The following is a 12,969-nucleotide window of genomic DNA, read 5'->3' as shown; positions in this document are numbered from 1 at the left end:
GGCCACCGGGGGCCCGGGCGCTACTCCGAAGGGGCACCCGCCGGTGCAGCAGCCGCCCCAGAGCCGGCGATCCGAGACCGGCGACGGCAGAGCGCCGGCGGCGGTGCTCGTGCAGCTCGGCGCCAGGGCTCGCCTGGCTCGCGGGCGTGGAGCGCCGCCGGCACGGCGACGCTGGCGGGCGGGCGGCGTCGGCACAGCGGCCGTCGGCCGTGCGCAGGCGATTGCAGTCGGCCGTGGGAATGGTGTGCCAGCAACGAACGGAACGCCCGCCCGGATCTCGGGGGGAGCAGCCCTGCATTACTCCTCGAGCACGGTCCCGAGATACGTCGCGTCCGCTCCGTACGGCTTGACCGCGTCGCGGACCCACTGCGGATCGAAGGTCGTCTCGATCTGTTTGACTCGGCCCCCATCCCCGCGGGCGTCGATCCAGGTGTCGACGAGGCCCATCGTCTCGAGATCGGTGACGACGTCACGGATGGTTCGCTCCCCAAGACGCAGTTCGGCGGGAGTTTCATCGTTGTGCAGGAACGTCTGGATCTCGTTCGTCGTCACCGGCTGTTCGATCTCGGAGCCGCGGGACCAGCACGTCACGCCCATCAACACCACAAAGTGATTGATCGGCAGGTCGAGCAGCTTGTCGATGGTCGCCTCGCGCTCGGTCGTCTCGAGATTCGCGTCGATACAGGCCTCGGTCACCTGGTCGCGCTCGCGCTCGATGGCCGTCTCACCGGCCTGGCGAAAGAGCGTCAGCGCCTTCCGGGCGTCACCCCAGCGCCGGGCGGCCTCGCGGACGCCGTAGTCACGGACAGCGGCGGGGATGGCCGCATTGCGAAACGCCCGCTCCAACCGGGGCGCGAGGACCGCGGTCAACTCCTCGCTGCCATAGGGCGGGAAGAAGACGGCCTCGTCGCTCATCGCGCTCTCGACGCGGCTATCGAGGCGGAGATCGACCTCGAGGAGCTCGTTGCTCAGCAGCCAGACCGACAACTGGATGTCGCGGGCGAGTTTCCCCTCGCCGCGCAACAGCCGGTAGAAAAAGTCGCTGGGGTCGTAGTTCGTGTCGTGGCGGACGTGGTCGATTTCGTCCAACAGCAACACGGTCCACGCCGGATAGGCCGCGAGCGCCTCCCAGATGGCGGCGAACACGCCATCGAGGCCGGCGTAGGCCTTCTTGCGCTCGCCGGTGAGTTCAGCGAGGATCTCGTTGGCCGCGCTAAAGAGCGTCCGACACTCCTTGAGGTTGACGTACTCCACGGCAACCTCGTCATGGCGGGCGGCGAACGCCCGGCAGACGCGGCAGGTCGTCAGCGTCTTGCCCGTCCCCGGTGGGCCATACACGGAGACCGTCGGCGGCAGATAGCCGTCATGGACGCCGTTGAGAATCGTCGCGAGCTCGCGTTCCTGACCGGTGCGCGCGTAGATTTCCTCCGGTTCGGCGAGTGGATCCAGTGCCCCTTTGTCCGCGAAGACGCTGTCGGCGGGCGCCGTTGCGTCGAAGAGGTCGTCATACTTGCTCATGCGATCACGATTGTCCATGATACTCACGTGCCAGCAATGAACGTGTCGCCTGGATTCGGGTCGCGTCGGTCGCGGTGGGGGACACCGCCGGTCGCCCCGACACAGTCTCGGCGCGGCGATCACGCCTAGACGGTCGGCAGGGGCACGTCCTGGAGCACCGTCTCAGACGTGATGCTGGCGGCCGTCTCGCGTGCAGGGTGGCTCGCGACGACACGCCTGTCGTGACTGCTGTCCGTATCGCTAACCGGCGCAGACGTCATCACTGCCCACGCCAGGGTGGGAACCAGCCGACCGTGCCCCGCGGGAAGGAGAGACGAAGGCGGTACCAGAGCGGGTAGCTACCGCTCTGCTGGCTGCCAGAAACGGCGTGCTGAATACAGAGAATGTATGCAGCACGACGGCTTCGTTTGTTTCACGCCGAAACCGGTGAACCATCCGCTCACTAGATCTTGCGTAATGCCCATGTCTCTCAAAGCACTGAGTGCATCTAATGACGGACCCGGAGATGCCGAGTGAACCCCCCGATCACAGTTCTCCAGAAGAGGTCTTGGAGCGCGTAACCGACGCTGTCTTCGCGCTTGACGAAGACTGGCGGTTCACGTATTGTAACGACCAAGCTGAAACCCTGTTCCAGCGGGACCAAGCGGAGCTCCGTGAGGAAGTTATCTGGAAGGAGTTTCCCATGTTGACCGACTCGCCGTTCCAGTGGGAGCATGAACGTGCGATGGAGACCCAAGAAGCTGTCACATTTGAGACGCACTATCCGCCACAGGACGGTTGGTTCGAAATCCATGCCTATCCCTCTGAAACCGGACTTTCAGTGTACGTACGCGACATCACTGACCCGGATGACCGTCAGCAAGAAATCGAGAAACGGGAGCAAGCTCTCCGACGTGCCAATGAGGTAATGGCAGCCACAGACCAGCCGTTCTCCCAGCAGATAGATTCGCTCCTTGAAGTAGTCCGGACGACAGTCGGAACCAAGTTTGCGACCCTCTCACGTGTCAATGAAGATGCTGGTGAATACATCTTTGAACACGTGGCCGCGCCGGAAGCTGTGGACCCCGAACCGGGTGACACGACGCCGCTGGAGACCCTGCCCAACTGCTCACGCGTCGTCGAGACTGCGGAGACGCTCGTCCTACAGGACGTAAAGTCCGAGGCACCGGAACTGGTCGACCCCGAATGGGGTATCGCCTGTTATCTCGGGACCCCGGTCATCGTCCATGGAGAAGTGTACGGGACGTTCTGCTTCTACGGGATGGAGGCGCGGACCGAGGCGTTCTCCGATTGGGAAGTCTCGTTCATTGGTCTGCTCAGCAACTGGGTGAGCAATGAACTCGAGCACAAGGTGTATAAGCAGGAACTCGAGGAGTCCAATGAACGCTTGGAGCAGTTCGCCTACGCCGCCTCGCATGACCTCCAAGAGCCCCTGCGGATGGTGACGAGTTACCTCCAGTTGTTGGAGTCGCGGTATACCGACGAGCTCGACGAGGACGGCCGGGAGTTCATCGAGTTTGCGGTCGATGGTGCCGACCGGATGCACGACATGATCGATGGATTACTCGAGTATTCGCGGGTCGAAACGCGTGGGGACCCCTTAGAGCCGGTCGAGTTGAACACCGTTCTCGAAAACGTTCGCGAGGACCTCCAGTTAAAAATCGAGGAGACGGATGCGGAGATCGTCACGGAGACACTTCCTCGCGTCAAAGGCGACGCCGACCAACTCCGGGAAGTGTTCCAAAACCTGCTCGACAACGCTATCGAGTACAGTGGCGACGAGCCACCACGAGTGCACGTCTCAGCCGAGCAAGCGGGTGACGAGTGGACGATCTCGGTTCGCGATGAGGGTGTCGGTATCGATCCTGCGGACGCCGACCGTGTCTTCAAGGTGTTCCAGAGCCTCCACACGCAAGAGGAAGGCGCGGGGACGGGAATTGGGCTGGCGCTGTGTGAGCGCATCATCGAGCGCCACGGCGGCGACATCTGGGTCGAGTCCGACCCTCGCGATGGAACAACGTTTGCTTTTACGCTGCCGGTAGCAGACGAGTCTGATAACTGAGCGCACTGTACTGAGTGAGTACCACTTCCAAATCAAGCCGGATCTCGTGCTACATTCGCGCCCTGTATTCAGCATGACTCGCTGGACACTAGTGAAAACTGGCAAGAAGCTCACCGGTCTATCCACAGACGTAGTTGCTGATCAGTCCGGACGGCCACTATCACGGTTCGTTGTTCCAATGGAATTTGAAAATCCTCTGAAATCTATCCAAAGAAGGCATCGGTGATTTCACTCGCATCGTTCAGGGAGTAGTTCCTCTCCAATCTCCCGGCAGAGAGCGGTGTCTCTACCAGCATCGTAAACGGACTCGCGGATGCTCAGTTGACAGACGCCAGTGGTACCACGAAAGGCATGGGCCTGTTCGTCCGCAACCAATCCACTGGTCGCAGTCCGCCGCTACGACAGACATCTGGTATCGTATCAGCCTCTCGAACAACGGGTACGGCTACTACTGGAACTGCGTTCCCGGAGGAGTAGGACTGGATGGAGAATAGACGTGCCTGGGAGAGGGCAGCCGCTCTTCAGTTGGATGTCTCGTGTCGTTCACCTCTCCCGTAGTTCCTCCGTCAGAGTCGCCCACTAGTATTACCTAATACAACTAGGCTCAGATGAAGGGAAGACTTAACACCACACGGTAGTCAGTGACACACACCGGTGGCACACACCGCAAAGACAGATGGAACCGCATGAGACGTCTTCGAAGCAGACGGAACTAGAACAGACTCCTGACGAGCGATCTAGAACGCAGCGGGCAAGCAACCAGTCGCAACGCGAAAAGTTACCTGCAGTCTCCGACCGATATGCGGCGCTCAGTCTCGCCGAGGACGAGACGTTTGTCTACGACCAGCAAAATCCAGGTGCCTGGGTTCAATCGGACACAGCCCACTCACTCGAGCAAGCAGCTTGAGCTACCCACCGCTTCAGCGGTGGGATTCAGCGTGGACTCCCGTTCTGGCCTCCGCTGAGGCAGGAGAATAGCCGCCGTTCACGTTCACCGTCCCGCTGTTCAAGCGCACGCCCAAGGGTGCGCCTCCGTCACCGCCAGTTTGGTTGCGACGGAGATACCGCAAGCCGATGTTCTTCGCGGCGTTATAGTCCGCGTGATTCTCGTATCCACACTTCAGGCACTCGAACGTCTCACCGTCACGATTGTCAGGGTGGGTGAACCCGCAGTGCGAGCAACGCCGTGATGTGTTCTCCGGGTCAACCTGCTCCACGTCGATGCCGTACTCCTCGGCCTTGTATTCGACGTACTCGTACAGGCGGTCGAACGCCCATTTGTGCCCCCACGAGGCGTCAGGTCGATCGCGGATGCCGGTCAAGTCCTCGAACGCGATGACCGAACAGCCGTTCTCGCGGGCTTCGGCGACCAACTCGTTGCTGATGCGATGCAGCATCAGGCTGAACCGTCCTTCTTCTTTCCGTCCGACGGATTGGATGTTCTCGTGTGCCCAGCGCGTCCCGCATTGCTGGAGCGAGCCACGGCGGTACTCGTATTCGCGCCACCAGTGGTCGAATTCGTCGCCTGTCCAGAACGTCCCCGTACTGGTGACGGCGAGGGTGTTCACGCCGAGGTCAACCCCGAGAACCGTTCCGTTCTCAGTGGTTGGCTGTGCCGACGTGTCAGACTCCACCTCCATCTTGCAGTGGACGTGAAGCACCCAGTTGCCGTCACGGGAGTGGAGTTCCGCACCCGTAACCTCAGAGTCGTCTGAAAACAGGTACGCCGAGTGCGGTGTATCACTGTCCTTGTCGGGCAGGATGTAGTCGGCTTCGATGCGACCGTCTGTGGTTGCGAGGGTCACGTAGTCGTCGTGGAACGTCGCCGTACGCTTGTCGTAGACGACGTGCGGACTGGTGAACCGTGGCTTGCTGGCTTTCTTCCCGTTCTTCCAGCGGGAGACGACGCTCTTACAGGCTTCGGCGGCCTTGTTCCGAGCGGCTTGGACGAGGCCACCGTTGAAGCCGTCCGTGGCTTCTCGAACGTCGTCGTAGGTTTCGTCGTCGAGCGTGGTTTTGCTGGTGGTAACGTACTCGCCGTTGAAGGCGTGATCAACGACGTATTGTGCCGACCAGAGGAAGGTATCGACGGTGTCTTCGAGGAGTGCGGTGTCATCGCTGTCCACGTCGAGCGCAACGGGGACAGTACGCCGCACTTCCATATCTTATATGTAGTGGTGGTATTTCTTAAGTGTGGGGGAGTCGGCCTGCCACCATAGCGTGGTTTGATACCCCGTTGTCGGCTTCATCCCACGGCTAAAGCCGTGGGTTTTCGCCTCGCACTTTCTATAACGAACGCGGGACACCGCCTGCTACCAGGGTTAGTGTGGGGGACTACTAGTGCAGCCGACGGTGCTCGAGTCGAGATTACGACTAGTGAATCGCTCACCCAGGAACGAGTAGCTTCCGAGAGGCAGTATATTTATTTTGCAAGTGGCTCGGATTCCGCTTTCTCTGCGAGTGCAGAGATCAGAGCGGCTGTCCTGCTCATTGGAGCCGTGTGGAGCGGCGAAAACTGGTCGTTCACTCGAAAAGCTCCATATTGATGAAATACAAGTCTGATTAGTCTACAGAGATAGTTCCCGTTCAGTACAGGCCAGAGAATAGAATATAATCTCATAAAATGAACCAAAAGTTAGTACCAATTAAAATCATAGCGGTACTTGTGTCCCAGATCATCACATCTAGCGGTAGGCTCAAAAAGCGCTAAGACGATCTGCCATGGTATATGGTACCATGGACCAACAAGAACTCATCCATCTGCATGCATTGCTGGTGGAAATACGGAGAGATCTTGATCGGGAAGAGACGCTTCGTGCTGGTGCATTTGACGCCTACGACTCACAGCCGGTCCGCCCCACGCACCTCCATCGGAGGAAAGAAGCCCACAAGCAAGCAATGAACCTTCTCCGGAGTGATCTCATCGATTGTGTGCAGAGACATCCCCCACCCGATCACACGACGGTATCAGAAGATGAACTCAAAATTTGAAAACCGAGTCTGAGAGAAGTGACTGCTGTGGTGACTGAAACCGGCAATGCGACCCACGTGTGCGTTCTCTCCCTCTTTTATGTGATTGGTCAGATACTTGGGATAACTGACGCGCGCAACTCGCAGACGGCGGTGCTGGTCAGCGGCGTTCTCAGCTGGCGCCTTGGTATTGCAGTCAACCGGATTTGAACTGAGTGACACACTCGAGAAAACGGAGAGTGGCGGCCTATTCAGTCCTCATAGCCGGAAATCTGTAGTTCGGCCTGCGCGACGTAGCCGCTCACAGCAGCCGGATGGGGGACCTCAGCCACGGTCCCTTCCATGATGAGCCAGGCGATCACGCGTTGATTTTGGATCGCGTCTCCATCGACGTACTGTGCCGGATGGTAGAACTCGAGTTCGGTCTCTAAGTCGTTGACCCGCGTTTTCTGGGAGTCCGCCGGCCCGATCTCGTCGGCGTTGACCGGGACGACGACGAGTTCCAGGCTCCGATCCATCGGGACGTCGATCTGTTCGCTCCCGTTGGGGTTCGAGAAACGTACCTTCTGGCCGGGTTCGCCCTCGAGGTAGAACTCCTGGTCAGGGGTGAGCCACTGGTCGCCGTCGAAGATGCGGGTTTCAACGCCCTCGGTCGTCCCGGGAGTCACCTCGAGGGCCGTGTAATGGAGGTACTGCATTGTCACGTTCTCTTCGCCGTCCCAGTTCTCCGTCGCACCATAGGTTCGCAGTGACTCCACTTCGTGGCCCGGGCCATGGCGGCGCCAGATCGGGACGAGTCGGCCGTCGCTGAAGAATTCGTAGGAGATATTGTAGTTGTACGGACCGAACTGGGCGCCTGAGTGGAAGTCGACACTCCCTCGGCCCTGGGCCCCAGTATGGTAATGGGTCCGGAACTGGAACCCGGACGGATGCCCTCTGCGTTCGGGATAGTCGATCTTGCCGAGCTGGCCCGGCCCACCGAACGGGATACTGTGGATGTCCCAGTACAGGTGATGGCCGGTGAAGACGGGTTCGTGATCGGGGAAGAACCAGTCGACCGTGTTGCGCCCCTCTCGCGGCGGTAAGTTATAGCCCGTTGGGGTCGCCATCGCGTTCATCGTCCGGAACACGGGCGTCCCGTTGTACTGGCCGTTGAACGTCACCCCCATTGTTTCGGGCGGTTCCCACTCGATCTGCCAATTGTCCTGCGCGAACGATTGCTCCGGGATCAGATCGTAGCGATGGAACCCGTTTTCGGCCGTCTTGAGCGGGCGCTGCTCGAACGGAACGGCCGGCACCTCCCCGAGGACGGTTTGCTCAGCCGGTGTGATCTGCCGGGCCATCTTCTGAACCGGGTAGCGGACGAAGTCCTCGACGAAATGCAGATCGACCAACTCGGGGTTTTCCGGATCGGTCACGTCGAGATAGCCAATCGCGACCGAAACCTCGTCGTCACCGACGCCGTAGAAGATCAGCGACGAAATTTCCCCATGCGGTCTGTCCTTCCAGGCGAAGATCTCCTCAGCGACCTTGAACACCGGCCACGTGTCTCTGTTCTGTACGAAGGCTTGGACATCCGGGTGTTCGCGCATAACCCGTACCCGCTGGAGCTCCTCTTGTGAATACTCCTCCTGCCAGGGCACGTCCATCGGGTCGGAGATGTTGAATGCGACTAGCTCGTTGTGCTGCCGGTCGACGAGGCCGAATACCGTCTGTCGATTCCGCGCTGTGATCTCCCAGCCACCCTGGTCGAGTCCGCCTTCGACGGTGTAATCCGTCGGTCCCTGAATGCTAATCGCGTCGAGGTGATTCGAGAGCGGTTCGTACCCGACGAAATGGGCAATCCACTCTCGGGCAACACTATTGGCCTCTGGGTCCTTCAGAAGGGTTTCAATCGCCTCCTTCCGACGATGCGTGTGGGTGATTTCGTAGTTCGGTTTGTGAAAGTCTCGCACCGACAGCCGTTCGGCCCCGGAGATGCGGTCCGTTGCGTTTGGTGCGTCCTGACTTGAGCCGGTTTCGCTTTCCTGTGCGCCGGCGACGCCGGTTTGGAGCCCGAGTACCGTGGCTGCTCCGGCCGCCTGCATGACCCCCCGCCGATACCACTCCGAGTCACCGATCATGTCTCTGTATGACATGGCACAAATTCTACCACACCAAACAATGTAATGGTTGTACACACCTGCTATAAAATATATGAAATTGACAGGGTATTACATAAAATATGGAGTCATCGTCGTCAGCTATGGTTTTGGTCTTCGACGGTGGTACTTGAGTCCTCGTTGACCACCTCTTGGACCTTCTTGATTCCTTCTTTGGCCTGCTTCTCACTCACGCTAGTTCGCTTACTGATCTGCTTAGCTATCTTCTCTTCGTGGCCCTCAACGAGTCCGAGTAGCTGCCGGAGCTTGTTCATCACGCCCATGTTTCTCCATTTCCGCTGTGTCCTGAAAATGTAATGGCAGTGGCGACCGGGGCGAGTGCACCTTCTGATTTGCCACTCGTCTCAGTATGGGAAGATTCGACCTACCCCGTGACCGATATGCGCCCTGTCTTCAGCATGACTCGCTGGACACTAGTGAAAACTGGCAAGAACCGCACCGGTCTGTCCAGAGACGTAGTTGCTGATCAGTCCAAACGGCCACTATCACGGATCGTTGTTCCCCTAGAATTTGAAAACCCTCTGAAACCTACCCAAAGTTCTTTAGTTGCGCGTAAAATCGGCACTGATGGGTAGGAGGTGCCTCTGACAGCCCCTTCCCGGCTGCCCTTTTCGGCGCCACGTGGAACTGGAGAGCGACTGGGAGAGACGGGTGGCCTGGCGGAGCGGACGTCCCGCCATGACCGAGGCATTCTAGGCCGAGACTCGCCCGCACGACTGCTGGACCGGTCCAGGTGCGGCCAGCGCTCAGCCGCCCGGGGTCTCGGCTCCCGCAGGGCTGTGGTGGTCGCGACCGGGGGCCGAGTCCCGACGCGGTCGGGCCGCCCCACGACCGCTGTGGTGGTCGGCGGCCGCCGTTGATACACATGGCCCCGCGACCGAGTGCAGCGCAGGGGCGGCCATACCGGGGAGTGCCGGCTACCCCCTGCCTCGAGACTGGCGCGCGAGCGTTCGACGGCCGGGACGACGGGTTCGTGCGTGCTGGCATGGCAGGACGTGGTGACCACCGGGGCGCCACGGGAGGCACACACGACCGAGACTGCCGCCGCCGGTGGCTGTCCGTCCGCAGTCTCCCGCCGCCACAGCTCCTACGAGTGCAGGAAAATCACGAACTTCTCTGTGAGTCTCTTCCCAGACGGGACACTCTGGAGTCCCAGGACAGAGCCCGCGAGTCACCACCGAACGCCGGCGGCGCCCGCGTGTCGTGCCTCTGGGACCGTGGTCGGCTCACGCCGCCGCGGCGTGGCGTCGCCGACGCGGGCCGCGCGGCACCATCGTGTGGTAGATCTTGATAACCCCTCGTTCTTCGAGGTCGTCAATTCGGTGCCCACTGGGTGTCGCGGAGACGCCGCCGGCGTCACTGAGCGCCGCGTTCGGGCCGTTGTGCGTCTCGCACTGGCTGCGAGACCGGATTTCCCGTTTGAGTTCGTCAGTGCGGTGGCATCTCCCGCCAGACCCGCCTACCGAATGCGGACACTGAAAACCATCTGCGTGACATGGCCTCTCGAGCGTGGACCCACTGGACCCTCTCGAGTCGCATACGACGGGGCACGGTGAGTCAGAGACGGTTGCCAACACCCATCTTGCGCCGGGCGCCTCGAGGACGACGGTCTCCCCATCCTCACACCGCGTTGTGATGTGATCGGCTCCGAAGCCGGTACCCACGTCTGTCGGTCGACCCGGAACAGGAGCGAGTACGACCCTCGTTATGCACCTGGGTGAAGTACACCAGGCATGCGCTCACTACGGCAGGAGCGTCTCGTCGGCTGAGGACCTCGCGGCCGAGACAGAGCGGTGGGAGGCGACCACTCTACCGAGATCGAAGAGTAAGATTAATCATCATGGTCGGCGGGTCTCGAGACGGATGGGAGTGCTCGACGCAGTCAAAACCAGCCTTGGGGCTAGTACGGTCACACATTACGAGTGCCGCCACTGTGGCCAGACACTCGAGACAGACGCCGCGGAATGCCCGACCTGTCGGGCCACAGAGATCGCGTACTACGAGTGGTGACGATCCCGGTGTGACAGGGCGCCCCGAGCGGCGAGAACGGCCAGCTCGAGCAGCGACTAGTCTGCAGTCCTGACAGCCGTCGTAGTGGGGCCCCACGGGGCTTCAGCAGGTGGGGCCGGATCAGTGGCCGCCCGCACCGACCCGTGGAGGGCGCCGAGGCCGGCGTGACGTTCCAGTCCAAAGCGAGAACTCGATTTCATGCCCGGACTGGTGACCCACCGCCACGCGCCCCATGACTGTCGCCTGTGCCACTGTGGCCCGCCACCACCACAGCCCGCACCCCTGGACTCTCGGCCGCGACGCCTGGCGCTCCCCACCAGCGCCAACCAAGCGTTATGATTAATGCCACCGAGTAGCGTGGTAGTGAGCAACGAACAGCGTCCGACCGAGATCACGCCAGCCCAACTGCGGGAGCTCCTCGTGACTGTCCAGCAGATAGACGAGCAGCTCCTCGACCCGCTCACCCTGAACGACTCGATTGCCGAACTCGAGCAGACCTACGACCTGTATACGCAACTCGCGCCACCGAACGGGTAGGCCCCGGCCGTGGGTGCCACGTTCCGATCCCTGGGAGCCACCCTCCAGCCCGTCCGCCGTCGCTCGAAGACAGAGCGTCTGTGAGTGGAGGCACCGATCACGAACCCCCCGGACGAAGCCGACGGTAGCGCCCCGCCCGACGGGGCGGTGGGGACTCGGGTGGGGCAGCGATCGAAGCGGTGGTGGCGGCTGGCGAGGCCGCCAGTAGACCGAGCCTCGATTCGGGGCGGGCGGCTCCGAATGGCGCAGTCCAACCGGCCCACTGGCCGACGACGCGGGGCGAGTCGCCCGCCACGTGGCGTGGGCGACGCGTGGAGGGGTGCTCGCTGTGACGAGCGCACAGCCGTCGCGGTTGCGAACCCAACGGCTGCCACTCGAGCGGCCAGGCGACCGCGACGGCTGGAGGGTCCATCGCGCAGTCGCCACAAAAGAGCCGACTACTCGCGCGGGTCTCCCCCAGTGCAGTCGCTTCGTGTATCGACCTCGAGTGATTCGGTGACAAGGGTCCGATAGGCGCGCCGAAGCCGTTCGGACAGTGCTTGATGTGAGATGTCCAGGTTCACGGCGAGTTCTCCTAACGAAATCTCACGCGGGATCTCGAAGTAGCCAGCGGTGAGCGCCGCAGTGAGCGCTTCATATTGCTCAGGTGACAGGCCACATGCAGCAGCAGTGGGTGGTGTGCGTGATCGGAGTTGCGTAATCTCGATTTGAATATCACGCGCTGCCAAGCGCTCATAGACACGACTAGCGTTCTCACGGGCCGGAAATCGCACCCGGACCGTCCACATGCCAGTTCGCGCTGACGCCGCGAGCATCGTACCGCCCGCTTCAGTAACGATCGCGAAATTCTCTGTTATCTCGGTCGAAAAGTCGATGGCGTACAACCACCCGGCTTCCTCACGGGTAATGAGCGAATGGTCTCTGACAGTCCTGTCCGCCCTGAGAGCAGCGTTCAGTGCTGCGTGGTCTACATCGCTCATCCACATTCCGAACTCATCCGCGGCGATCACTGGCTCGATCTCACAGACGAGTGAGGGAACTGCGTGAAAGGTGGCGCCAAGTGCGGTATCACTGGCTGGAATCCGGAACTCAGCGATCGTTGCCATCGGTCCTCTCCCGAGATCCCATCATTGCTAACATTTCTCAGTGACTGATCTGAATACGCTAGCTCTTGGTGGACTGGCTGCTAAAAAATAAAATACGCGAGCAGGGACCGCGAGACGGTGTGAGTCGGGCGTGCCACGGCGACTCGAGTACCTCTCTCGGCGGAACCGGAGGATTCAGATCACCTCCTCTAGTCGTAACTTCGAGAGGGCATCGGTGAGCGATACGGTGTCGTTGTCGTGAGAATACGCGAGGAGATTCGCGTCTTCCAGCGTCGGGAGATGAGACTGATAGAGATCACGATTGATCTCCTGTTCCTCGTTCCGTGGCCGGGGGAGACGGGACTCGCTCTCGTGTGCCAATCGTGCGACTTCGGCGGCTAGATCGGCCAGTGCCATCGGAGTTTGAGACCGTTGGAGGCAGTACAACGCAAATCGCCGCCGTTCGTGCGAGAGAAGGGCAACGAGCAGCGTCTTGGAAACCTGTCGGTCTCCACCGACACGTGTGGTATTCCCTATCATATACTCCCGTCTCAAGAGACGCCCGCTGATAATATTACCGGATCATACCACCCAATGCAGAACGACGACCCAGCCGATAATTCCA

General features: G+C 60.7%; 10 protein-coding genes. 3 read left to right on the top strand and 7 right to left on the bottom strand.

Features of this window, described 5'->3' with window-relative positions:
- Nucleotides 1–297 precede the first annotated feature (297 nt).
- Together WD430_RS01155 and WD430_RS01150 are read right to left on the bottom strand one after the other, a co-directional pair.
- Nucleotides 298–1,518, bottom strand: coding sequence for an AAA family ATPase (locus WD430_RS01155; RefSeq protein WP_339104205.1), 1,221 nt, complete (start codon nucleotides 1,516–1,518; stop codon nucleotides 298–300).
- Between the two features lie 125 nt (nucleotides 1,519–1,643).
- Nucleotides 1,644–1,778, bottom strand: a complete 135-nt coding sequence (locus tag WD430_RS01150) for a hypothetical protein (protein WP_339104204.1) — start codon at nucleotides 1,776–1,778, stop codon at nucleotides 1,644–1,646.
- A 230-nt stretch (nucleotides 1,779–2,008) separates the two neighbouring features.
- On the opposite strand from WD430_RS01150, the gene WD430_RS01145 reads away from it, so the two are divergent.
- Entirely contained in the window at nucleotides 2,009–3,580 is a 1,572-nt protein-coding gene (locus WD430_RS01145) for an ATP-binding protein (protein ID WP_339104203.1), read from the top strand.
- Between the two features lie 920 nt (nucleotides 3,581–4,500).
- On the opposite strand, the gene WD430_RS01140 is transcribed toward WD430_RS01145, so the two are convergent.
- Entirely contained in the window at nucleotides 4,501–5,742 is a 1,242-nt protein-coding gene (locus tag WD430_RS01140; RefSeq protein ID WP_339104202.1) for a transposase, read from the bottom strand.
- A 574-nt stretch (nucleotides 5,743–6,316) separates the two neighbouring features.
- On the opposite strand from WD430_RS01140, the gene WD430_RS01135 reads away from it, so the two are divergent.
- The gene (locus WD430_RS01135; protein WP_339104201.1) at nucleotides 6,317–6,571 is read left to right on the top strand and encodes a UPF0058 family protein; all 255 of its coding nucleotides are present in this window, start codon (nucleotides 6,317–6,319) and stop codon (nucleotides 6,569–6,571) included.
- Nucleotides 6,572–6,801: 230 nt separating this feature from the next.
- On the opposite strand, the gene WD430_RS01130 is transcribed toward WD430_RS01135, so the two are convergent.
- Entirely contained in the window at nucleotides 6,802–8,688 is a 1,887-nt protein-coding gene (locus WD430_RS01130; protein ID WP_339104200.1) for a hypothetical protein, read from the bottom strand.
- Between the two features lie 101 nt (nucleotides 8,689–8,789).
- On the bottom strand, nucleotides 8,790–8,975 hold the full coding sequence (locus tag WD430_RS01125) for a hypothetical protein (protein ID WP_339104199.1): 186 nt from the start codon (nucleotides 8,973–8,975) through the stop codon (nucleotides 8,790–8,792).
- A 2,110-nt stretch (nucleotides 8,976–11,085) separates the two neighbouring features.
- Between WD430_RS01125 and WD430_RS01120 the strand changes: the two genes are divergently transcribed.
- A complete protein-coding gene (locus tag WD430_RS01120; RefSeq protein WP_339104198.1) occupies nucleotides 11,086–11,259 on the top strand; it encodes a hypothetical protein in 174 nt (57 codons plus the stop codon).
- Between the two features lie 437 nt (nucleotides 11,260–11,696).
- On the opposite strand, the gene WD430_RS01115 is transcribed toward WD430_RS01120, so the two are convergent.
- Nucleotides 11,697–12,365 carry a helix-turn-helix domain-containing protein gene (locus tag WD430_RS01115; RefSeq protein WP_339104197.1) on the bottom strand — a complete coding sequence of 223 codons (669 nt, stop codon included), beginning with the start codon at nucleotides 12,363–12,365 and terminating at the stop codon, nucleotides 11,697–11,699.
- Nucleotides 12,366–12,539: 174 nt separating this feature from the next.
- A complete protein-coding gene (locus WD430_RS01110) occupies nucleotides 12,540–12,761 on the bottom strand; it encodes a hypothetical protein (RefSeq protein ID WP_339104196.1) in 222 nt (73 codons plus the stop codon).
- Nucleotides 12,762–12,969 lie beyond the last annotated feature (208 nt).

Origin of the sequence: Haloterrigena sp. KLK7, from assembly GCF_037914945.1 — an archaeon.
In the GTDB taxonomy this organism is placed as follows: domain Archaea; phylum Halobacteriota; class Halobacteria; order Halobacteriales; family Natrialbaceae; genus Haloterrigena; species Haloterrigena salinisoli.
The sequence above is the reverse complement of the archived record's forward strand: the minus strand, read 5'-3'. Positions and strand labels throughout refer to the sequence as shown.

What these genes read in the sequence shown, in the direction of transcription:
- WD430_RS01115 (WP_339104197.1), bottom strand. Translation starts at nt 12,365, where the DNA reads ATGGCAACGATCGCTGAGTTCCGGATTCCAGCCAGTGATACCGCACTT.
- WD430_RS01155 (WP_339104205.1), bottom strand. Translation starts at nt 1,518, where the DNA reads ATGAGCAAGTATGACGACCTCTTCGACGCAACGGCGCCCGCCGACAGC.
- WD430_RS01130 (WP_339104200.1), bottom strand. Translation starts at nt 8,688, where the DNA reads ATGTCATACAGAGACATGATCGGTGACTCGGAGTGGTATCGGCGGGGG.
- WD430_RS01125 (WP_339104199.1), bottom strand. Translation starts at nt 8,975, where the DNA reads ATGGGCGTGATGAACAAGCTCCGGCAGCTACTCGGACTCGTTGAGGGC.
- WD430_RS01150 (WP_339104204.1), bottom strand. Translation starts at nt 1,778, where the DNA reads ATGACGTCTGCGCCGGTTAGCGATACGGACAGCAGTCACGACAGGCGT.
- WD430_RS01135 (WP_339104201.1), top strand. Translation starts at nt 6,317, where the DNA reads ATGGACCAACAAGAACTCATCCATCTGCATGCATTGCTGGTGGAAATA.
- WD430_RS01110 (WP_339104196.1), bottom strand. Translation starts at nt 12,761, where the DNA reads ATGGCACTGGCCGATCTAGCCGCCGAAGTCGCACGATTGGCACACGAG.
- WD430_RS01145 (WP_339104203.1), top strand. Translation starts at nt 2,009, where the DNA reads ATGACGGACCCGGAGATGCCGAGTGAACCCCCCGATCACAGTTCTCCA.
- WD430_RS01140 (WP_339104202.1), bottom strand. Translation starts at nt 5,742, where the DNA reads ATGGAAGTGCGGCGTACTGTCCCCGTTGCGCTCGACGTGGACAGCGAT.